Origin of the sequence: Candidatus Cloacimonas sp. (assembly GCA_035403355.1) — a bacterium.
Lineage (GTDB): Bacteria > Cloacimonadota > Cloacimonadia > Cloacimonadales > Cloacimonadaceae > Cloacimonas.
Genome location: DAONFA010000013.1, coordinates 24,052 through 46,839 on the forward strand (window position 1 = coordinate 24,052; position 22,788 = coordinate 46,839).

Genomic DNA, 22,788 nt, shown 5'->3' on the forward strand with positions numbered 1-22,788 from the left:
ACACACTATGCATTTGTAGAACTTCTCATTCTTACATAATACACTGATAATATAGTTCAGGAAATCTGTCAAGCAAGTTTTTTAATTTTCCACTTTTTCCTTGCCACAAAAACGCGTTATAAAAAAATGGCTGAAGAAAATAGATAAGGAAAGGAGGTTTATTATGATCCAGGTTTTTGAGGTTAGCGGTCAGCGTTTTGTTCCTGCTTTAACTATGGAGGAAGCATTTTGGATACATCTGGAGAACCCCTCTCCGGAAGAAATTGAGCAAATAGTTAAGAAATACAATCTGGAAGAGGATTTTATAACCGATCTTCAGGATGCTGATGAAAATGCTCGTGTAGAATGGGATGAGGGAGCGCTGTTAACAATTTTGCGCGTGCCTATATATTATAAGCATCGTTCTGCCAAAATCTCTTTTGCCACGGCACCAATAGGAATAATTTCCACCGAAGATAAGCTGATAACTGTTTCTTTTTACGATAATGAGATCTTAACTCAATATCTGGAAGGAAAGCATCGTCCTTTCAATATCACGCAGCAGAGTTTTTTGCTGAATATTAACTTGCGGACGGCAATCTATTTTTTGAAATTTCTAAAAGAAATCAACCGCCGCAACAATTTAATTGAGGATGAGCTGCATCAATCAATGCGGAATAAAGAACTTATCCGTTTACTGCGGATGGAAAAATCACTTGTTTATTTTAATACTGCCCTAAAATCCAACGAGATTATTTTGGAGCGTTTGCAAAGAACCCGCTGGTTATTGAATGATCCTGATGCCGAGGATATGATTGAAGATGTAATCATTGAAAACAAGCAGGCAATAGAAATGGCAAATATTTACAGCAGCATTTTAAGCGGAATGATGGATGCTTTTGCCTCTATCATCTCCAACAACTTGAATGTAGTGATGAAGTTTTTAACCTCTATAACCATCATCATTTCAGTGCCGACTCTTATTGTAAGTATCTACGGAATGAATGTGCCTTTACCTTTTCAGGATAGCAACATGGCTTTTGCCGTGATAATGGGAATTGCAGTTTTAATATCCCTTATCTTAGTGCTCATTTTCATTCACAAGAAATACTTTTAGTAATCTAAGGAGAGTAACGATGTTTTACTTAAATGTAATAGATACCTTTTCCGCAGCGCATTTACTGAAGGACTATCAAGGTCCCTGTAGTAAATTGCATGGTCACAACTGGAAAGTAAGAATTTGCGTGAAAGCAAAGAAGCAGGATGAAATCGGGATGGCAATGGATTTCGGTGTTCTCAAAGCTATCCTTGCCAATATCTTAAGAAACCTGGATCATTCTTACTTAAATGAAATTGTTCCCTTTACAGAGTGCAATCCCACTTCCGAGAACCTGGCAATATACATCTATGAATGTATGGAAAAAGAATTAATAGATAAGCCCGTAGCCATCTCTGAAGTAGAAGTTTACGAATCCGAAAAAAGCAGTGTGATTTACAGTAATGATCAGATTTGTTGATTCCTTTTTCGTTAAAAGTGCTGTAGAGCCAAGTGATTATCCCGCTTCCGCCTATCCGGAATTTGCTTTTGCGGGGAGAAGTAATGTGGGTAAATCCACCCTTATCAATTTGTTAACCAATCACAAAGGGCTTGCCAAGACCTCTTCCACGCCGGGTAAAACACGCCTGCTGAATTTCTTTTTAATTCGCTACAAGATTGATGAAAGTGACAGCTCCGGTTTTTTGCAATTTACCGATTTACCGGGTTACGGCTTTGCGGAAGTTAGCCAGGCAGAACAGGAAAAATGGCGACGGATGATTAATAGATATTTTGAGCAGCGTCAGCAATTGCGTTCTCTGATCGTTATTGTAGATATTCGTCATCCGGCAGACAGCAAAGACCTGATGCTTTTGGAAATGTTGCGCTTAAGAGGTATTGATTATTGTATTGTAGCTACTAAAGCAGATAAAATTCCCAAAACCAAAATAGCGAAGACTGTTAAAGACCTGGCAAAGGGTTTGGGCTTGAAGGAAGAGCCGATTTTTCCTGTTTCAGCACTTAAAAATACCGGTTTGGAACAACTTTTTAACTGGATTCAGGGCAAGCTAAGCTGAAATGCAAACAGATAACAAGTTTGATCTCATCGTTGCCGGTGCAGGTCATTCCGGAATTGAAGCTTCTTTAGCAGCAGCTAAAAGAGGGCTGAAAGTTGCTCTCTTCACAATTAAGATTGAAGCAATCGGCAGAATGAGCTGTAATCCTTCAATCGGGGGTCCCGCTAAGGGTCATTTAGCCCGAGAAATTGATGCCTTAGGTGGAGAAATAGCCAAAAGTGCAGACCTCTCCGGAATTCATTTTCGGATGCTGAATAGAAGTAAAGGTCCCGCTGTTTGGGCTCCGCGTTCTCAAAATGACCGCCAAAAATACCATCTGCTGATGCGGGAAGCAATAGAAAACCAGGAAAATATCCATTTAATTGAAGCAATCATCGCAGAAATTATCGTAGAAAATGGTTGCGTTAAAGGAGTAATCAGCCAAATCGGGCATTGTTATTATGCCCCTAAAGTAATTTTGGCAACCGGCACCTTTTTGCAGGGAAAAATCCACATCGGCAAAATTAGCTATGCCGGGGGAAGAAGTGGAGAGCCATCTGCCGAAGAGCTTTCCTGTTCTTTATCCGCTTTGGGATTAAAAGTGCGCAGATTTAAAACCGGAACTCCTCCCCGAGTGGATTTACGCTCTTTAGATTTTAACAAACTGGAAGAGCAAAAAGGGGATGAAAATCCCCAAGGTTTTTCTTTTTACCGGGATATAGAATTGAAGAATCTGGTTTCCTGTTATATAACCCACACCACAGAAGAAACGCATCAAATTATCCGCGCCAATTTAACTGAATCCGCTCTATATTCCGGAATTATTAAAGGTATCGGACCCCGTTACTGTCCTTCTATTGAGGATAAAATTGTAAAATTTCCCCAAAGGGAAAGTCATCATATTTTTATTGAACCGGAAGGACTGAATACCTTTGAGGGTTATGTAAACGGTATTTCTACTTCGCTTCCGGCTGCAATTCAGGAAAAAATTGTGCACAGTATTCCAGGTTTGGAAGCAGCACGCATTATCCGCTATGCTTATGCTATAGAGTATGATTTTGTTGATCCGGAAGAAATAGATAGCTCTCTGGAATGTAAGAAAATAAAGGGTTTATATCTGGCAGGACAGATAAACGGCACTTCCGGTTATGAAGAAGCAGCGGCACAAGGTATCTTAGCAGGTATAAATGCATCTCTGGCTTTGGAACATCAAGAGCCCCTTATTTTAAAACGCAGTGATGCCTACATCGGGGTTTTAATTGATGATCTTGTAACCCGCGGCACCAATGAACCCTATAGAATGTTTACTTCGCGTGCGGAATACCGTTTACTTTTGCGTCAGGATAATGCTGATGAGCGTTTAATGCCAATTGGATACAAACTTGGTTTAGTAGAAGAAAGCAGGTGGCAGAGGTTTTTGCATACCCAGGAAATTTTCCAGCGGGAACTGGAATACCTGAAACAGCATAATTGCCTTGCAAAAGGAGAAATAAAAGAACCCGTCCGGTTTGCCCAATTGCTGAAAAGACCTGAAATAGCTATTAGTGACCTGCAATCTTACGGTTATCAAATTCCCGCGGATGTAAATAAAGATATCCAAAATCGTCTGGAACTGGAAATTAAATATTCCGGCTATTTAACCCGGATGGAAGAAGAAATTCAAAAGTTCCAAACAGCTGAAACAATTGCTATACCTGAAGAAATGGATTATTTTTCCGTTCCTTCTCTTGCCTACGAAGCACGCGAAAAACTAAGTAAAATCCGCCCTAAAAATATAGGCCAGGCAATGCGCATTCCCGGAATAAATTACAGTGATAGCGCTGCCTTAATGATTTGGCTGCGCAAAAATACTAAAAGGAAAGCAAAATGAACATTATTGCCTTAATTCCAGCTCGTTATAATTCCACCCGTTTTCCCGGAAAACCTTTAGCATTGCTGAAAGGAAAACCGATTATTCAACAGGTTTATGAACGCGTGCAAAATTCCGGTTTGTTTTCCACTGTTTGTGTAGCAACCGATCATCTCTCTATTTTAGAAACAGTTAAGTCCTTTGGAGGAATATCTGTATTAACCAAAGAAAATCACCTTAGCGGTTCAGACCGGATTGCTGAAGCTTTACAATATTTTCCCCGGGCAGAATTAGTTATCAATGTTCAGGGCGATGAACCCCTTATTGATAAGGAAACATTACAACAGCTTATTTCTGCTTTTCAGGATAGCCGGGTGCAGATGGCAAGTTTAATGACCGTTATTGAAGACCGGGAAATGATATACAATCCAAACATTGTAAAAGTTGTAACTGATAAGCAAAATTATGCTTTGTATTTTTCCCGTTCGGTTATTCCTTTTAATCGGGACAATCAATTAGATGTTAAATATTATCGTCACATCGGAGTTTATGCCTATTTACCGGAATGTTTGCAGCAATTTGTATCTTTGTCACCCTCAATCTTAGAGAGGATAGAAAAACTGGAACAGCTTAGAGCTCTGGAAAACGGGATTCCGATTAAAATGATTGAAACCGCCTATCAGGGCATCGGAATTGATACCCCGGCAGACCTGGAAATTACTGAAAAACTGATTTCTTCTCTCTAAAAGGGGATATTATGAACAGATTTATCAGAAATTTACTTTGCCTTTTCTTTATAGCCATAACTGTTTTTGGTTATGCTGTTCCTGTAACTATCTTGCATACGAATGACACTCATAGTGCTTATCTACCTCAAAATTCAAGGTCTGGCAAAATTGGCGGTTATGCCGCTCTGGAATATTATTTGAATGCAGAAAGAACAAAAGCAGACAGAGCGCTCTATTTGGACGCCGGAGATCAACAAACCGGCAGCATTTTTTCCTCCTTAGCTTACGCTGATGCCATTGGTGGAGCTGTTATAAAGGTTTTTAATTACCTTAATCTGGATGCCGCAACTTACGGCAATCACGAGTTTGATTATTCTTTAAGAAACACCATCAAACTCAGGGAACTGGCAAATTATCCTTTTATCACCTCTAATATTCTGGATGAAAAAAATCAGCCCTTCGGCAAGATGCCATATCAAATATTTTCTTTAGATTCCCTAAAAATTGGCATTATGGGTTTAACTTTAACCGAACTGCCGGAAAAAGTGAAAAGGGAAAATATTAGCAGTTTAACCATTTTGCCCTATAAAGAGGCAATAGATAAGTATCTTGAAGAAGTAGATAAACAAAGTGATCTGATAATTCTGCTTACTCATAATGGCTTGGAAGCAGATTCCTTACTGGCAACCGTTTTGGATAACCGGATAGATTTAATTATTGGAGGTCATTCGCATACCGTTATTTCTGAGCCCTTTAAGGTGAATGGAATTTATATTGCCTCCGCTGGAAGTTATTTAAACTATTTGGGAGCTATCAATATAGAGGTTCAAAACGACCGTATTTCTTCTTATAAGAGTAAACTAATTCCTCTAATTGCACCGGAAAATTTACCGCCAACCCCCTTAAACCAATTTGTAAAAACTATAGCAGACAGCTTGGAAAAAGAAACAGGAAAAGTTATTACCCAGATACCAGTGGACTGGATTCCGGATAAATTTAAAGAGACAGCCGTCTCCAAATGGGCTGCTGAAGCATTAAAACAGGAATATTATGAAACCTGTAAACCCGATTTGGCAATTATCAATAACGGGGGCATCAGAAAAGCTGTTCCCGCAGGACCTGTTACCCTGAAAGATATGTCCGAATTATTTCCTTTCAATAACTACATAGTTCTATTTTCCTGTTATGGAAGAGATTTATTGGCTATGGAAGCCCTGAATAAAGAAATCGCCAAAAATAAACCCTACGATATTGTGCAAACAAGCTCTACTCAATGGAAAAAGAAAAAACGGTTTTTTGGTTTGCTAAAGCCCAAAGAGGTTTATTATATTAATGGAAAACCGGTTGACCCGGATAAAATTTACCGGGTTGTAAGCATTGACTATATTTTGGGGCAGTGGGATAAATACCTTAATTTTAAACCCTTTGAGGTGCAGGAAACGGGAGACCTTTTTCCCGAAGTGATGATTAGACAAATAAAAGAGCCCCATTGAAAAAGGTTTAATTCCGGAGGGTTGACCTCCCGGTCAACCACCTCTACGCTTTCTTTTTTTCCGGAGGGTTGACCTCCCGGTCAACCACCTCTACGCTTTCTTTCTTTACCGAATGGCAAACGGCAACGAAACACCAGTGTTACCACTAAACGACGAGGACGCCGTTTTTCCGGAAAAAAAACCCCAAAGGGCAACACAAAAATAGCGATGGGTGCGTAAGCCCCTCGTTAAATTCACGATTTCAACGGCGGGAGGTTTTGACTTACAATTTTGCCAATGCCATCACAGAAACCACAACCCACAAATTGTAAACAATGGCAACCGCACTGCAACTGATTTCCTCATTTCAAAATTGTGAGTTAAAACAAGAACTCCGAACACTGGCAACCGAGTTACACCAACCCCTCAATTTTTGTTTTAACTCTAAACCGAGCTTCAGCTTTGACAGTATCGGACAATGAATAAATTTCCTGTTACCTCTAAATCTCGTTGCAACCACAAAAAGGGTCGGTTTAGAGTCAAAACTCCACCACCGCAAAATTGTGAGTTAAAACAAAAGCAAGCCATTAGCAAACTGGATATCTCGTTCCCAAAGAAATCCCGGAATTCTTCCTATAACATTCCGATATGACTCCCGTATCGTTCCGGTATCGCGATATGGGAAAGATACGGGAATCTCATTCGCGGCATAGCAGAAACGAGAAGGAATTGATAAACAAATATCTTGGGGATGAATGCTGCGGAAAGCAGTTGGTTTTGACTCTAAACCGATTCTTTTTGTGTTTGAAACTATCTGCAGAAGCAACAGGAAATTTATCCTTTGTCCGATACTGTCAAAGCTGAAGCTCGGTTTAGAGTTAAAACAAAAATTTAGGTGAAAATTGTAAGTTAAAACTTCGCTTCTTCATTCAGGCAATAACTCTACATTTAATATCCCGCTTTGTAACAAAGGCATCCTTGCAATAATCTGATTACTTTTAATAAACCAGGCACCTCCACAGTATCTTATCTCCTCTTTTGCATTTTCCTCAATGCAATTGCATACAATAACTGGTTTACCAAGTTTTTGATATTCATTCAGATAGAAGGGAAATTCTTCTTCATCCCAATTTTTCTGAAAGTCATTTATACAGGGAAAACTCCTTGCCATTATATGGAAATAAAAATCAGGATTTGCCCGGATAAGCTGATTAAGTATCTCCGGTTCAAACAAATCCCCGCAGATTAAAATACCGATTTTTCCGTAAACAGTATCTGCAAATCCGGGTTTAACTCCGCAGGAATAATCGTTTGCAGTAACTTCAGAAGGCAGCCACCCCTTGGATATTCTCTGATAATGAACAGCAATATGCCCAAATTTATCAAAAAGCACAAAGCTGTCATAGATGCAGCATTTTTCTATTTCCAAAAAGCCAAAACCGATGCCTATTGAGTGTTGCTTCGCTTTTTGCTGTAAGGATTTTATTTCCGGAGAATTTATTGCAAGGCAATTTTGACTGTCCTGGGAGTATATACCTGTTATGTTCAAACCCCCTAAACTGGCTTCAGGAAAAATAATCAGGTCGTTTTTTTGGGCGCTTGCTATGTTTATATACTTATGCATTTCAGCAAGTGCCTGGTCAATATTTTCAATGACCGGAAAGATACAAGCGGATATTTTCATAATTCCAGGTTGATGGTAACAGGACCTTCATTTACCAGTTCTATTTGCATATTGGCAGCAAAGATACCTGTTTGGACAGTTATCTTTTCCTTTTTCAGCAATTGAAGGAATTCCTCATAGAGCTCTTTTGCTTTCTCCGGAGGGGCAGATTGGGTAAAATCAGGTCTGCGTCCCCTTTTACAATTGGCATAGAGGGTAAATTGAGAAATAACCAAAACCGAGCCCTGAATATCTTTAACGCTGTTATTCATTTTACCGTTTTCATCATTAAAAATACGCAGTTCCAAACATTTCCGCACTGCATAATGCAAAATTTCAAAGGTATCGGAAGCAGCAAAGCCGACAAAAATTAAAAGACCGTTCTCTATTTTGCCGACAATTTCATTATCTACACGGCAAATTGCTTTGCTAACTCTTTGCAGGGTAATACGCATCAGTCAATCTTAAAACCGTGCACTTCAAAGCAGCCGGTATCGTCTATCCAAATAGACCCTTCTTTAAAAGGAGGAATATAAATTCCGAGGCGTCCAAAGCGAGCACCTGGTTTAATAAAACCGGCACTGATAGTAGCGCGTTCCCAGTCCTCATTTAATTTGGCTTTTACTTTAAAACGATTAACGATTTTGCCGTTTTCTTTAAAAACAATAAAGCGTAATTGCGGTCGTGGCGGATTAGGGGAATTCGTTTTGAAATAACATCTTAAGTAATAACCACCATAGCGACGGACATTAAATGGAGAGCTCAAAATTAAAACTGCTTTATCGGAAGCATCAATCCGAAGCGAGGTTTTCCCTTCCAAAGCTACATCCGGATCAATAATAACCGGGCTTTCAGTAATACTTTGAGGGCTTATCATTAACATCCAACCCTTCAATGCCTCTTCGGCAATTGTGGAAAAGGGACTGAAACTGTTATTCTGAATCAGGTTGGGGCTATCTTTCACATCCCGTTCTGTGAAACTAAGCGTAGTAACCGTTGCACAGGAACCGATGAAAATTAACAACAGGACCAGTAAACAAGGACCACCTAAGCGTTTAATCATTTAATAAAACCTCTTTCATTCAAATATTTAAGCACAACTCCCACGGCGATGGAATTTATCAATAAATTGGAGCCACCATAACTGATAAACGGCAACGGAATTCCCGTGGCTGGAACTAAACCGATATTCATTCCAATATTAATGAAGGTCTGAAACATAAGATAAGCCAAAATGCCTGCCGTGGCAACTTTTCTTTCGCGCACCTTTAATTCCCCTATATTATGGATTAGACGCAAGAAAAATGCTATAAACAACAATAACAAAAACATACAACCGACAAAACCGAATTCTTCTCCTAACACCGAAAAAATAAAATCGGTGCGGTGCTCCGGTAAAAAATTCATATTCTTTTGCGTTCCTTTCAGCCAACCCTTGCCAAAAACGGAGCCACTGCCTATCGCTATTTTTGCCTGAATAATTTGATAACCGGCTCCTAAGGGATCCCGCGTAGGATCCATAAAAGTTAAAATCCTATTCTGCTGATAGTCCTTCAGCCCCATCCAAAAAACAGGTGTGATTAATGCTATAAAAACATTGATGATGCCGGAAACAGTGATTGCTACCCAGGAAAGATGAGCTTTCAACAATAAAATAACCAAAATCAATATCCAAATTGGAATAGCAGGAAACCAGACAGAACTTATTATACTTACGATAGGACTGATGCACAGTAAAATATAAAACAAGGGAACTTCTGCAGCTATCAACATTGCAATCAGCGCTGCCCAAAAAACAAGGGTAGTGCCAAAATCAGGTTCCAGCATAATTAACAGCACCGGCAAAAGAGTTAATAAAAAACCATAGAGTATTTGCCGATATTCATTCAAATTCTCTTTGGAAATTATTCTGGCGACCATTAAAATAGTTAGCAGCTTAGCGCTTTCCGAGGGCTGATAATTGATGCCTCCTAAAGGAAACCATCGGTGAGCTCCGTTCACTGCAGGGGTAAAAAACACTAAGCTTAATGCCAGGATATTAAGAATATACAGCGGAACAACAAGCAAATCAAAAACAGGCATAGGAAGGCGTAACAGCAATGCAATTACTCCCAAAGCCAGGAAAGCAAAAAGGATTTGTTTCCACCAGCTGTTTTGCAGATGTATCTGCTTGCCGATAACGGTTGTAGAAGCACTGAAAATTACTATGCAACCAACAATAATCAGTAGCAGAAAAAGGGCAAAGAGCACAAAATCAAACTTCTTCCGGTTAATGAACATTGTTCTCTTCCATAGCTTGGTTTGCGGAAGGGTCAATTTCAGTTTCGGCAGGGGAAATATCCTCTTCCTTAGTGTCCTGTTCCGGTTCTTCCGTTTCAATTCCTTCGGCAGTTTTAAATTGAGGAGGTAAGGGTGTTACCTGCTTGATAGTTTCCAGATTGCCCAGATAATAGTTAAATATTTTTGCCGTTAAAGGAGCTGCCATTGCTCCACCCCCGCCTGCATTTTCCAAAAAAACCGTAACTGCTATTTCCGGTTTATCCTTCACCAAATATCCGCAAAACCAGGCATGGGTTTTTCTGCCCATCACATTTTCTGCGGAGCCGGTTTTTCCGTAAATCGTGGCTCCGTTAATTTTCGCATTAGCTCCTGTTCCGCCAGGGGCATTAACTACAGACCATAAACCCTGTTGAATCGTTTTCAGGGTTTGCATTTGCATCGGTAATCTTTTTTTAACTAAAGGCATAACCTGTTCCCGGGTAAGACGCCCTCTACCTGCAGTTTGTTTTAATAAATGCGGTTGAATCCATAAACCGTTATTGGCAATTGCAGCATAGAAAGCATTAATCTGCAGGGGAGTTGTTAAAACTTCACCCTGACCAATTGCCAGGTTAACTTTATGCCCTATAACACCTTCCTGCTTGCCAAAGGTCTTTTTATACCAACTCGTAGTAGGGAAAAAACCCTGCCTTTCATTGGGCAAATCAATCCCTGTTCTTCCATACAAATGTGATTCGCCTACATAGTTATGAAAATCTTCCATATTTATCTTCAGGGAAAGGTCATAAAAATAGGTATCACAGGAAAGCCGTAAAGCGTCAATAACATTATTGCTACCGTGCCCTCCACTATACCAGCAACGGAAAAAACGATTGCCAACCTTTAATCCTCCGGAACAAAAAGCCAAACGCGTTTCCGGAGTAACCAAACCCCTGTCCAAACCGATTCCTGCGGTTACAGGTTTAAAGACAGAACCTGGAGGATAGGTGCCGTAAATAATCCTATCCATCATTGGCTTTTCTTCCCGATTCAAATATTCCCAGGTTTCGGGCGAGATTTTTTGCATAAAGAGGTTGGGATCGTAATCCGGCTTGCTTACATAGGCAAGAATGCCGCCACTACGCACATCGCTAACAACAATTGCTCCCTTCATCCCTTCCGGAAAAATGCCGGAAACAAATTCCTGCAAATCGTTATCTATAGTTAAAATAAGGGAAAGTCCGTTTAAGGGTTCAATATTTCCCCCTTCTTCAAAGAGCTGCAAACTCCTGCCTTTAACATCTACCTGCACAATTTCCCTGCCGTCTTTTCCTCTTAAAAGAACTTCATAATAGCGTTCCAGACCCGTTTTCCCGATATAGCTATTGAGGGAATAATCCTCTTTTTGATAAAGCCCATATTCCTTCTCGTTAATCCTTCCCACATAACCGGTAAAATGATTAGGATATAGATAATTGCGAGTAGAACCAATGCGGAAGGAAAGCTCCGGAAAGTAATTCAGTTCTTCACTTAAAGTAAGCACCGTCTCGTAAGGAATATTATCTGCCAGCAATATTTCTTCGTAGGTTTTAAACCGCTGCTTGATAACGAGTTCTTTCAAGTCCTTGTCCGCGATGCCGAAATTGCGTTGCAGGAATTGGCTTAAGGCATTTAAATCCTTTATTTTTCCGCTTGTTAAATAGAGATTTTGGGAGGGCACATTTTGCACTATAGGTCTGTATTTATGGTCGTAAATTTCTCCTCTGGTAGCTGTTATTCTCCTAATCCTGATAAAGTTGCTTTCGGCAATGCGTTGATATTTTGCTCCTTCCACAACCTGCAAGCGGAAAAGAGACCCTGCCAAAAAAAGAAAGAGGATTGCCAGAACAAGAGAAAAGGTAATGTTCGTTTGGTTTTTAATCATTGCTAATGCTTAACCGGACTTTGCTTAAAAGTTGCAAACCCCAAAAAACAACTATGGACAGCAGAACATTATAGCCAAATCCAAACAGCGATTTTGCTAAGAGCGGACTGGCAAAACTGAAAGTTACTCCGTAAACAAGCAATTGAATGATAGAAAACAGCAAATTGATAATTGCAATTGTAAGCATTTTGGCTACAACGCTTTCTACTTCAAAGGGCTTGCGAAATTCGTTAATCGCTAATGCCAGCAAACAAAACACAAAAGCATAAAAGCCAAAAGTCATCGGATTAACCGTATCCAACATCAGTCCTATTAAAAAAACCAAAACTAAAGCCAGGTCTCGGGGACGAGTCCACACGATATAAATCAGCCAGGGAATAAGAATATTGGGAATAACGCTCCAGATTGCTAAAGCAGGCATCACCAGAATTTGGAGATATAAAAACAACAAACCCAGAATAAAACTCCAAATTCCTTTCCCAATCATCAGTCAGTCACTCTCCGCACAATGCAAAAAGGGGTAAGCTCGTCTCCCTGACCCTGAGGATTATCTTTCATCACCGTTTCTATAAAGTGTTTGCTGACCCCCGGGCTTCCTCCAATCATCCAACAACCACCAATATCATTAATATCCATCACGGCAAATTCATAACCAAAGCGGGAATGCAATTCTGCACATACTTTCTCGGGATACAGCGGACCTTTGATAACTGTATCGGTATATGGAGGCACGGGAGAAGTAGTTGCAGCATCAATTAACGCTGCCTGCATTCCTGCCACTTTATAAAAGGCACCCTTCCGCTTAAGAAGTTTACCTACTGCACCAATAAAAGCGGCAAACAGAATGCGCGGCACTCCTGTTTCTTCAATGGCACATTGCATACTTGTTGGAGCTCCTAAACCAATGCCATAAGGGACTTTGGCTACAAAATGACTAAGCAGTTTTGCCAGCGGCGTCACCTTAATTTCCGTAACGGGAATGGCACGACCCTGAGTAATAGCCAAAGGGCTTTCGCTGATAGTTAAAATATCTCCCGGTTGCATCAAAGGCAAAGCATAATTGCTAATAACTACGCCAATGTCATCCTGCGGGGTTAGAATTCCGGTTTTAACAGGAATGCGTTCAAATTTTACACCCCCGACTGTAATAATTGGTTCCGTCTGTTTACTGTGACTCATTTTTTACTGCCTTTTTCAGGATAAAGATATGTTCCAGGTTTTCCACCAAAGTGAAGGGTGAGATATCTGCACTCACAAATAAGTTATCCTGCGATTCCCGAATGCGTTTTATGCTTCCTACCGGATAGGATTTTGGAAAGAGACGCGAAAGATTGGAAGTTACAATTGTATCCCCAACGGCAATATCAGAACCAAGCTTAATTAAATTCATTGAAATGGTTCCACTAATGTCGGATTGTAAAATGCCCTGCACGGAGGTGCGGGAATCCATTACCGGCAATTGAAAACGGGGATTGGAAAACGGCAGGACTATGGAATGATCTGCTGCCACCTGAATAATTTTGCCCACAATGCCATCTGCCGAAATTACAGGCGCATCCTGTTGAATGCCGGAACCGATACCTTTATCCACAATCAAATTCAGTTCCTGATACTGACCCGAAATACCAATAATTTCCGCTTGCACTATTTCCACCTCTCCAATATCCAAAGTAATGGCAAAAGCCCCGGTATATTGCTTCAATTTGTTTTGCAGCGACAGGTTTTCCAGCGTTGTTTCCGCCAATTTTTTGCTTAGGGAAAAGACCTCCTGCTTTAGTTCCTGTCTGGTTTCCACCGCTTTCAAAGACCTGGTAAAAGGTAAGAAAACCGTATTACTCATCCAGCCGGCTTTTTTAACGCGGCTTTCATTGCTGCCAATGAGCATAAAAAGCGAAAGGACTATCAGAATAAGGGGAACAAGGTTCTTCTTTAACATCTTCTATCCCTTTCCAAATAAGGTTTTTTTAGCTTAATAGCGTAGCGGAGGTTAATAAATCGGGCTTTAGTCCTCAATTCTTTTGATCAGCACTTGACGATAGCGGTCTATATCATCTAAAACCTTTCCGGCACCCTTAACTACACATTCTAAGGCATCGGGAACTACATGGACAGGTAAATCTACCGTTTTGCGTATCTTTTCATCCAGTCCTTTCAAAAGTGCACCGCCCCCGGTTAAGAAAATTCCCCTTTCCGCAATATCGGCAGAAAGTTCGGGAGCAGTTCTTTCAAAGAGACGCTTAATGGCATCAATAATGGAAACCACTGTTTCCGAAATTGCCTCTCTAATCTCTTCTGAGGAAATCTTAATTGTTACCGGATAACCGGATACGATATCTCTTCCGCGCACATCCATCGTCAATTCCTGCTTCAAAGGATAGGCGCTGCCAATAGTAGTTTTAATTTTTTCTGCGGTCTGCACGCCAACATGCAGATTGCTTTTTTTGCGTAGATAGTTGATAATATCGTTATCAATTTTATCTCCGCCCACGCGAATGGAATTGTGCACTACAATGTGAGATAAGGAAATAACGGCAATTTCACTTGTTCCTCCGCCAATATCCATAATCATATTTCCACAAGCCAAATCAATGGGCAAATCGGCTCCAATAGCTGCAGCAATAGGTTCTGCAATAAGATGAACTTCACGCGAACCGGCATGTAAGGCACTGTCCCGCACAGCTCTTTTTTCTACTTCCGTTATTCCTGAAGGAACACAAACAATTACTCTGGGACGCACTAACAGGCGTTTTTTTTGTGCCCGTAAAATAAGATTCCGCAGCATCAGCTCCGTCACCTGAAAATCGGCTATTACACCATCTTTCAGAGGTTTAATAACGCGCACTTCGTCAGGATTTTTACCCAGCATCAGTTTTGCCGGAGTGCCTATTGCAATAATCTTTTTGTTGTCTGTTGAAACGGCAACTACTGAGGGCTCGTTAATTACAATGCCACCGTTTTTTTTATATACCAAAGTATTGGCGGTTCCCAAATCAATTGCAATATCATTTGCCATCATTCCAAAAAAATCAAATACGGACATTAAGGACCTCTCTATTATCTGCTTGCAAGCAGCGGTAAGTTTTTTTACAGTAACAGTTATGCTACTTTATACCTTATTTTTTATTTAGATGGCTATGTCAAGTAAAAACGGTTTTTCGGCTTGCACCCTTTTTAGCAGATTATGTTGCCCTAAAGAGTTTTTGGCTGAGGGCAGAGAGAAATAATAGGTCTGGGATGAACAGGATTATAGGGACTAAAGGGATTTATAAACTTGAATATGCTTCTCTAAATGCTATGAGCATCCAAGTTTTCTTTTCCCTTCTGTCACCGTCACTTTTCACCGTTCACCGTTCACCGTTCATTCTCAATTCAATCTCTTTTTCTCTTTTTCTCTTTCTCTCTTTGTAAAAAAAATCTATTTCGCTATCTCTCTCTTCCCATCTCGCCATCTCGCCATCTCGCTAAATCCATTCTCCATTCTCAATTCTCAATTCAATCTCTTTTTCTCTTTTTCTCTTTCTCTCTTTGTAAAAAGAATCTATTTCGTTCTCACCCTCTATTTCCGTCTCGCCATCTCGCCATCTCGCCATCTCGCTAAATCCATTCTCTTTTTCCCAGCTCCCAATATTTACTTTGCTCCTGTTATTTTTACATTCTTTCCCCATTTACAGCTGGCTTCATTCAAATTGAGATTGCTATCTTTCTGCAGTTTAATCTGCACATTGTCACCAATTTCCGTTTCTCCCAGGATATTCAGTTTTGCTCCTTTTTTCAGGGTTATTTTGCTTCCCTCTTTAATAATCAATTTACAATCGGGTTTAACGGTTACCTCCGTCTTTTTCTCCAAAGTGATGTCCCCCTGTAAAACAGCCAAGTGATTCATTTCCGTTTTGCCATCCACTTTTTTAGGCAGGGTAGCACACATTTGCAGTAAGCGTCCGTCTCCAGGATCAATACTTATTTCCGGTGTAGCGGCAACCGAATAAAACAGCTCTTTAGAGAAAGGATCGTAAAGAGCCACATCTTTCCCGAAAATGCCTTTGGCACTGTTATCAATTGTGAATTTAACGGATTGCGGAGGTGCCGGTACAAAATAGCTGTCCAGTTTATCGGGAGTTATATTTAACAAGCTGTCTGAACGACTGGGGTTATTTACCATAGAAATGTATTCAGTTCGGCGGTTAACCAACATAAAATAGGGATACTTACCTTCTGCTGTAAAAAGTCCGCATTGCACATAGCCATCGTATAGGTCAACTTCGTTCTGCACCAGTTTCTGAGGCAGAACTTCAATTGCCTTGGTATGCACTGCTGGCAGTTTTTCCGCATTTTGATAACCGGTAGTAAGAATAACATCGGCATCAAGCCATTCCCGGGGTTCCATATCCTCCGCATAAGCCACAATTTTCCGGTTCGCCTCTTGCAAACCCTGCCAACCGGGACGCATAGTTAATTCCCCTGAAGGAGAAACATCAATGGTAGAAAATTCCTGAAAGGTTAGTTTGGTGGTTAGCGGGTCTTTAATCCGATCATAAATTTTGTAGGTTAATATCCCATCAGCACCATAGCATAGCGGTAATAGCTGTAAACATTTCTGCATATATTTAGGAGGCCGCAGTAAAGCCCAAAAACCGTTTTCCGCTTTGGTGTAATTCCATTCCCCGTGGGATTGCGGACAGGGCATATATTGAGCTCCGGTTTTCATACAGAGTTCTTTATAGTATTTATAATAAGACAGCATATCGTAATCCAGCCGTCTTTGAACTCCCCTTTTTTCCGTAGGATTATTCCATTGCATCCAACCCTTTATAGGATAAATATCAAAGGCAATCAATTCGGGAGTAACAATTTTGGCATATAAACCAATATGATCGTAACCCATATTATTGGGTTTGCTTACATTTTTCCGGTGTAAAATAGAGCAGGTATAAAACCCTGAACAATTAGGAGCAATTGTCTTTATATCGGGGAAAATATCCTTTTTTATGCGGCGAAAGGAATCAAACTGTCCCTGAGTTGGTTCATCCGTTAAATAAAAATACTTGATATTGTCATAGCGCATTGCCAGAGCTTGAATTCTATCCTTAACTGCCTTAATCAGTTCTGTGTCCGTTTTCTGACGCTTATGCATCGTATCTTCAAATTCCACATAATCAAGCTCTAAAATCCCTTTTCCGTTCCAATAGACCTGAGGATTAAGATTGCTAAGCAGATATTTCCAGGAAATACTTCCATCCAGCAGTCCTGCCTTATAAAGGTCTTGCACAGATACCTGCAACACAATTTCCTTATGCTGCCAAACCCGGTTGTTAGCTTCGTCCTTACTGATTAGAGGCAGCATAGTATATTCTCCTGCAGTAAGATGTGAGCTCATTCCCGATTTGGAATTGAGAGTATTTAAATGCGGAATTTGATGTTCAACCCTGTTTTTATCAAATCCGTTGAACGAAAAGCGCATCAATTCCGTATTCGGATCGGCAGGAAAATCGCTGCATTTAAAGGCAAGGGTAATATATAAAGTATCATCTGCCGCCGGATTGTCTTTAATATCTCCTTTACTGCCATCACTCATTTCTCTTTGAATGAAACGAAATTCGTTGCCGATATTATAATTTGTATTGGCTTTATCCTGCCAACGAAATTCCAGTTTGTTAAAAGCAAAACCTGCTTGTCCTTTATTTAGCCGCAACAGATATTTTCCGGAGGCAAGCTCGTCAGTAACGGGAACCCCTGTAGTTAACGAATTGTTATAAAAATACATATCATCCAAAATGTTTTCTTTAAAGGTGGAATCGTATTCTGCCTCAAAACGCCAATAATTGGCTATAGAAAACGCCTCGGAACCATATTCGGGATTTTTACTGCCCTCAGTAAATGCCATATCATATAACAAAACATCTATACCTCGCTGATCCATTGCCTTCAGTAATTTATCAGACCTTTGCGGAAAATCGCCAGGAAGCATTGTTATTACTGAAGCGTTGTAATTTGCCGCTTGCATAGAATCCAGCAAAGCGTAGTAAAAACCGGGCAGATTTTGATAGCACCGTAAATAAGAATAATTTGCCAGTAAATATTGGTCGGAATGCTTTCCGGATAAAGAACCGAGCAGAAGAAACATCAGAGCGAAGATAATATATTTTATGCGTTGCATAGCCACCTCTTGCCTTACTTTGTATTTATCCTTTTTTCAGATAGATAACGAACTAATTCAGTATCTTACTACAGGAAAAAACTGTCAAGCAAATATTCAGCCCTCACCCTCTTGACCTCTCGCCCTCTTGACCTCTTGACCTCTCGCCCTCTTGACCCCTCGACCTCTCGCCCCCTAGACCTCTCGACCTCTTGACCTCTTGACTTCTCAAACCACCTTCACTTTTATCGTTCCGGCAATTCTTCTATCTATCACATATCTTGCATCGCCCACAGCCACAACTACATTGTTTTCAAAATCGTTACGGAACATTGTTATTAAAGCTCCAATATATAAACCCCTTTCCATTATTTTCAAATTATTATTATGGATAACGATGGCGCTATTGCCCTCAGGCAGCTGATCCAGAGTAATACATTGACCTGCTTTATATACACCGTGTCTTTTTCTGCCGGAAAATTTTCTGCCCCAACTCCGAATTCTTACTCTATTTCGCCTGGAAAGCATATCTTCTCCCTATATTATGTAAAGTAAAGTAAATGAAGGTAAAAATAGCTCCTATAACCACAAACCAGAAGATGGACAACATATCAAAAGCCAGAATTTGATAGACCAGAGTAGCCACCATCCAGGCAAGCAGGGTCAAATAGGCAAAAGCAAAAATCATCCATTTAAAACCGTGTTCCTTAAAAAGGATTGTAAGAGCTGCCGCACAGGGAGAATATAGCAAAATAAAAACCAGATAAGCCAAAATAGAGGCATTGCTGCCAAAGCTGGTTTTGATATTTTCCTCCAGGTTCATTCCTGTTTCTTCTCCTTCTGAATTTTGGTAGAGACCCTGCAAAGTTCCTACAATTGCTTCTTTAGCAAAAAGTCCGCTGATTAAAGCTACGGATGCCTGCCAGTTATCATTTTTAATCCCTATTGGCTGTAAAACAGGAGTAATAACCTTACCTCCCAATTCCAGAATTGATGCTTTTTCCTGTTCTCTACCTATCGGTATCTGGATGCTTTGCAGGATATTTATTAACACAATCACCAGTAAAATGGTTTTTCCGGCTCTCAACAGAAAACTTTTCAACCGCTGCCAGGTGTGCATAAATATGCCATTCAGCGTAGGAAGATGATAGGCAGGAAGTTCCATTACAAAATCCCCCGGCGAACTGAGGAAAATTGTCTTTTTTAAGAGTAAACCAGTTAACACACCCATAATTATGCCAAAAAGATACAGCCCGAAAATTACCAAATCTGCCTGCTGCGGAAAAAACAACATTACTAAAAAGGTATAAACCGGAAGTTTAGCTCCACAAGATATAAAAGGAGTTAAAATGGAAGCAAAAACCCTGTCCCGAGGTTTATCCAAAGTCCGCGTAGCCATTATTGCCGGAACAGTGCAGCCAAAACCAACTAATAAAGGAATAAATGCCTTTCCCGGCAACCCAATTTTCCGCATAAATTTATCCGCTATAAAAGCAGCTCTTGCCATATAACCGGAATCCTCCAAAATGGATAAACTTATGTATATGAAAAAGATAGGAGGAATAAAACTGCCTATGGTTACAATGCCTCCCCCAATTGCCTCACTGAAGAAATAATTTAACCAATGCGGAAAGGACAAAGAACTAAACAAATTTCCCGCCTGCTCTATAAACAGCCAGCTGAGAGCAAAATCTATCAAGTCAATACAGGGCTGGCTTAGTTTAACTGCAACCAGGAAAACCAAATACATCACAATAAAAAAGACCGGCAAACCCACAACACTGTTCAGCACAACTTTATCTACCATATCGGAAAAAGTTAATTGGTTTTTCCGCTTGCGTTTCACTACATCTTTAATTAAACCACGAATATAACCATAACGATCATCAGCAATTACAAAAGCAGGTTCCTGACCTCTATGTTTCGCTATGGCTGCTATCTCCTTTGCTACAATTGCTCTATCTTCATCCGCTAACCGGGAAGTTAATTCTGCATCCCCTTCAATCAGTTTCAATGCCTGCCAGCGACTTTTAATTAAAATATCATAAGCCGTTGAAACCCTTTCGGAAAATTGACGCGGAGCAACTTTACTTTCCGGCTCTCCTAAACCCGATTTCAAAACAATCTGCCAGATATTTTGCAAGTGTTTTTCCACTACTTCATCATAATGAATCGTTGCCGGAACAGGTGGCTGAATTAGATACTCTTCCACCTTTTTAAGAATAGAAGAAACATCCATCCGCTTATTCAAAACCAGAGAAAAAACGGCAAAACCAAGATGAGAACTTAAATGCCCGGTATCAATATAAATTCCATTATGCTCCGCTATATCTGTCATAGAAAGACACATAATAAGAGGAGCACCCAATTCCATCAATTGCACGGTTAAATACAGATTGCGTTCCAAATTGGAAGCATCTACCAGGTTTATTATTATATCGGGCTTTTCGGTTAAAATGTAATTACGGGCTACCAATTCATCAGGACTGCCTCCTGCCAGAGAATAAATACCCGGAAGATCAACAACTTCATAAATTTTACCGTTATATTTGCATATTCCGGATTTGTGTTCTACCGTAACTCCAGGCCAATTACCAACAGTTTGATGAGCACCGGTTAAAGCATTAAAAAGGCAGGTCTTACCTACATTGGGATTTCCCGCCAGAGCAATTACAGGCCTATTTCTCATCGGATTGCGTCTCATTCTCAATTGGAGCGCATTTCCAGCAAAGCCCCTTCACATTTAATTCTATACTCTCCGGCTTGAATTTCAAGTCCTGCGCCTGTTTTTCCAATATAGGATATAGTGTGTTTAAATCCGTCTCCATTAAATCACCGCAATTTCTGCACAACCAATGAATGTGTTTCGGATGACCAAAAATATGTTCATAACGCTCTCTGCCTTCACTGCGAATAGCTCGTTGCACAAGACCTGCATCCAATAAGAGAGGAATAGTCCTGTAAACCGTCGCCAGAGATATAGAACTGGTCTTTGCCCTGATTTTATCATACAGTTCTTCCGCATTAAAATGGGTGTGCATACTGAATACGGTTTCCAATATACAACGCCTAGGTTCAGTTAATTTGAGCCCTTTGTGATTTAGGTATTGACTAAAGATAACTGCATATTCTTCCATCGTTTTTTCCTCTTTGTATTGAAAATCATTCACAACTTTGCTCAACTTTACAGAACCTGATTTTCTGTAAAGAAGTATTTTGGGAAAAACGCTGAAATAAATTTGAAATAACTTTCAGATACCCACATTTTATTACCAGAGTAGTATTATTTTCTGATACCACCATTTTTTTACCAGAGTAGTATTAATTGTAGATTTGCCTTTCCGCAATGGTGACCTCCTGGTCAACCACCTCACACGCTTTTTTTCCTTCCGCAAAGTAATCGGTAACGAAAAAACCTGGTTTCTTATGAACGATGAGGAAAACGTTCCTCCGATTTGTATATCCGGCAGAAAATTATGAACGACAAGATGTCGTTCCTCCGAATAAAAAAAACCCAAAGTGCAAAATCGCAATGGTGACCTCCTCGTCAACCTCCTCACACGCTTTTTCCCCTTCCGTAATGTTGACCTCCTTGTCAACCACCTTACACGCTTTTTCCATTTCCGCAATGGTGACCTCCTGGTCAACCACCTCACACGCTTTTTTTCCTTCCGCAAAGTAATCGGTAACGAAAAAACCTGGTTTCTTATGAACGATGAGGAAAACGTTCCTCCGATTTGTATATCCGGCAGAAAATTATGAACGACAAGATGTCGTTCCTCCGAATAAAAAAAACCCAAAGGGCAAAATCGGATGGTTGACCTCCCGGTCAACCCACCTCTTACGATTTGTTTCTTTACCAGAAGGTATGAGGCAACGAAAAACCAGTGATACCACTAAACGACGAGGATTTCGTTTTTCCGGAATAAAAAAGCCCCTTAGGGCGACACTATAATAGCGATGGTGGCGTAAGCCCCTCGTAAAATGCGGAAAAATATATCTCTTCGCCCACTGCACCCTGACCTTCGCCCTTCGCTCTCTGCCCTCTGCCAAAAGCCCCTTAGGGCGACACTATAATAGCGATGGTGGCGTAAGCCCCTCGTAAAATGCGGAAAAATATATTTCTTCGCCCTCTGCACCCTGCCCTTTGCCCTTCGCTCTCTGCCCTCTGCCAAAAGCTCCTCGTAAAATGTCAGCACCATTTCATTTTCTTTTGTCTCTTACCTGTACTCGTTTATTACTCCTTAATCAAACCTTAATCAAGCGTTAATAATTAAGGAGTGATCAATGTATGATAATGAATTGATTGACAGTTTGAGGTAAGGATATAATATGACCCTAAAAGCTATGGAATTTATAATAAAAGTAACTGTAAAATAAGGAAAAAAGGGATTTTCCGGCATAATGGGTGGTGCTATATATTATTATCATCCCCGCTTGAAAACAACTATTATCCGGCACGCACCCCAAATGCCAATCCAGGAAAAAAACCCTGGTTTCCCATTGGACGATGAGGACATCGTTTTTCCGAAGTGTTGACCTCCTGGTCAATCACTATATTTTTTTTATTTTGTTACTGAAAAAAGCGTAATAAAGAAATAGCTCGGCTGCAAGTGGAACGACAAGATGTCGTTCCTCAGGCTGTTGACAAAGCCCCTATTTTGAAGAACCTAAAATATCTGATCTGAGA

22 protein-coding genes are annotated in these 22,788 nt (G+C 40.3%); 7 read left to right on the plus strand and 15 right to left on the minus strand.

Annotated elements, in window-relative coordinates; translation table 11 throughout:
• Positions 1 to 163: 163 nt before the first annotated feature.
• From PLE33_04725 to PLE33_04750, 6 genes are read left to right on the plus strand one after another with little or no spacing between them, the layout of a single operon-like run.
• Positions 164 to 1,096, plus strand: coding sequence for a magnesium transporter CorA family protein (locus tag PLE33_04725; GenBank protein HPS60547.1), 933 nt, complete (start codon positions 164 to 166; stop codon positions 1,094 to 1,096).
• Between the two features lie 19 nt (positions 1,097 to 1,115).
• Entirely contained in the window at positions 1,116 to 1,496 is a 381-nt protein-coding gene (queD, locus tag PLE33_04730; GenBank protein ID HPS60548.1) for a 6-carboxytetrahydropterin synthase QueD, read from the plus strand.
• Positions 1,480 to 2,091 (plus strand): ribosome biogenesis GTP-binding protein YihA/YsxC, encoded by a 612-nt coding sequence (gene yihA, locus PLE33_04735; protein HPS60549.1) that lies wholly within the window; start codon positions 1,480 to 1,482, stop codon positions 2,089 to 2,091. The genes queD and yihA overlap by 17 nt, the downstream gene beginning before the upstream one ends.
• Before the next feature lies 1 nt (position 2,092).
• Positions 2,093 to 3,940, plus strand: a complete 1,848-nt coding sequence (gene mnmG / locus PLE33_04740) for a tRNA uridine-5-carboxymethylaminomethyl(34) synthesis enzyme MnmG (protein ID HPS60550.1) — start codon at positions 2,093 to 2,095, stop codon at positions 3,938 to 3,940.
• A complete protein-coding gene (kdsB, locus tag PLE33_04745) occupies positions 3,937 to 4,665 on the plus strand; it encodes a 3-deoxy-manno-octulosonate cytidylyltransferase (GenBank protein ID HPS60551.1) in 729 nt (242 codons plus the stop codon). Before mnmG ends, kdsB begins: the two co-directional genes overlap by 4 nt.
• Positions 4,666 to 4,676: 11 nt before the next feature.
• On the plus strand, positions 4,677 to 6,140 hold the full coding sequence (locus PLE33_04750) for a bifunctional UDP-sugar hydrolase/5'-nucleotidase (GenBank protein HPS60552.1): 1,464 nt from the start codon (positions 4,677 to 4,679) through the stop codon (positions 6,138 to 6,140).
• Between the two features lie 904 nt (positions 6,141 to 7,044).
• Here the strand turns inward: PLE33_04750 and PLE33_04755 are convergent.
• From PLE33_04755 to PLE33_04805, 11 genes are all read right to left on the minus strand, one after another.
• A complete protein-coding gene (locus PLE33_04755; protein ID HPS60553.1) occupies positions 7,045 to 7,803 on the minus strand; it encodes a carbon-nitrogen hydrolase family protein in 759 nt (252 codons plus the stop codon).
• Positions 7,800 to 8,237: a D-aminoacyl-tRNA deacylase gene (dtd, locus tag PLE33_04760; GenBank protein HPS60554.1), complete on the minus strand. Its 438-nt coding sequence runs from the start codon at positions 8,235 to 8,237 to the stop codon at positions 7,800 to 7,802. Before dtd ends, PLE33_04755 begins: the two co-directional genes overlap by 4 nt.
• Entirely contained in the window at positions 8,237 to 8,845 is a 609-nt protein-coding gene (locus PLE33_04765) for a hypothetical protein (GenBank protein HPS60555.1), read from the minus strand. The genes dtd and PLE33_04765 overlap by 1 nt, the downstream gene beginning before the upstream one ends.
• Complete coding sequence (rodA, locus tag PLE33_04770) at positions 8,842 to 10,062, minus strand: rod shape-determining protein RodA (protein ID HPS60556.1); 1,221 nt, start codon at positions 10,060 to 10,062, stop codon at positions 8,842 to 8,844. Before rodA ends, PLE33_04765 begins: the two co-directional genes overlap by 4 nt.
• Positions 10,052 to 11,965, minus strand: a complete 1,914-nt coding sequence (gene mrdA / locus PLE33_04775; protein HPS60557.1) for a penicillin-binding protein 2 — start codon at positions 11,963 to 11,965, stop codon at positions 10,052 to 10,054. The genes rodA and mrdA overlap by 11 nt, the downstream gene beginning before the upstream one ends.
• Positions 11,958 to 12,452, minus strand: coding sequence for a rod shape-determining protein MreD (gene mreD / locus PLE33_04780; protein HPS60558.1), 495 nt, complete (start codon positions 12,450 to 12,452; stop codon positions 11,958 to 11,960). Before mreD ends, mrdA begins: the two co-directional genes overlap by 8 nt.
• A complete protein-coding gene (locus PLE33_04785) occupies positions 12,452 to 13,144 on the minus strand; it encodes a hypothetical protein (protein HPS60559.1) in 693 nt (230 codons plus the stop codon). The genes mreD and PLE33_04785 overlap by 1 nt, the downstream gene beginning before the upstream one ends.
• Positions 13,131 to 13,901: a rod shape-determining protein MreC gene (gene mreC, locus PLE33_04790; protein HPS60560.1), complete on the minus strand. Its 771-nt coding sequence runs from the start codon at positions 13,899 to 13,901 to the stop codon at positions 13,131 to 13,133. The genes PLE33_04785 and mreC overlap by 14 nt, the downstream gene beginning before the upstream one ends.
• A gap of 66 nt (positions 13,902 to 13,967) precedes the next feature.
• The gene (locus PLE33_04795; protein ID HPS60561.1) at positions 13,968 to 15,005 is read right to left on the minus strand and encodes a rod shape-determining protein; all 1,038 of its coding nucleotides are present in this window, start codon (positions 15,003 to 15,005) and stop codon (positions 13,968 to 13,970) included.
• Between the two features lie 421 nt (positions 15,006 to 15,426).
• Positions 15,427 to 15,555: a hypothetical protein gene (locus PLE33_04800; protein HPS60562.1), complete on the minus strand. Its 129-nt coding sequence runs from the start codon at positions 15,553 to 15,555 to the stop codon at positions 15,427 to 15,429.
• A gap of 38 nt (positions 15,556 to 15,593) precedes the next feature.
• Entirely contained in the window at positions 15,594 to 18,119 is a 2,526-nt protein-coding gene (locus PLE33_04805; GenBank protein ID HPS60563.1) for a hypothetical protein, read from the minus strand.
• On the opposite strand from PLE33_04805, the gene PLE33_04810 reads away from it, so the two are divergent.
• Positions 18,109 to 18,234, plus strand: coding sequence for a hypothetical protein (locus tag PLE33_04810; protein ID HPS60564.1), 126 nt, complete (start codon positions 18,109 to 18,111; stop codon positions 18,232 to 18,234). The genes PLE33_04805 and PLE33_04810 overlap by 11 nt on opposite strands.
• 92 nt (positions 18,235 to 18,326) lie before the next feature.
• Here PLE33_04810 and PLE33_04815 read toward each other — a convergent pair whose 3' ends face one another.
• The 4 genes from PLE33_04815 to PLE33_04830 form a co-directional block, all read right to left on the minus strand.
• On the minus strand, positions 18,327 to 18,626 hold the full coding sequence (locus tag PLE33_04815) for a FeoA family protein (GenBank protein HPS60565.1): 300 nt from the start codon (positions 18,624 to 18,626) through the stop codon (positions 18,327 to 18,329).
• Positions 18,607 to 20,787, minus strand: a complete 2,181-nt coding sequence (feoB, locus tag PLE33_04820; protein HPS60566.1) for a ferrous iron transport protein B — start codon at positions 20,785 to 20,787, stop codon at positions 18,607 to 18,609. Before feoB ends, PLE33_04815 begins: the two co-directional genes overlap by 20 nt.
• On the minus strand, positions 20,777 to 21,235 hold the full coding sequence (locus PLE33_04825) for a Fur family transcriptional regulator (GenBank protein HPS60567.1): 459 nt from the start codon (positions 21,233 to 21,235) through the stop codon (positions 20,777 to 20,779). Before PLE33_04825 ends, feoB begins: the two co-directional genes overlap by 11 nt.
• Positions 21,236 to 21,572: 337 nt before the next feature.
• Positions 21,573 to 21,719: a hypothetical protein gene (locus PLE33_04830; GenBank protein ID HPS60568.1), complete on the minus strand. Its 147-nt coding sequence runs from the start codon at positions 21,717 to 21,719 to the stop codon at positions 21,573 to 21,575.
• Positions 21,720 to 22,788: the final 1,069 nt, after the last annotated feature.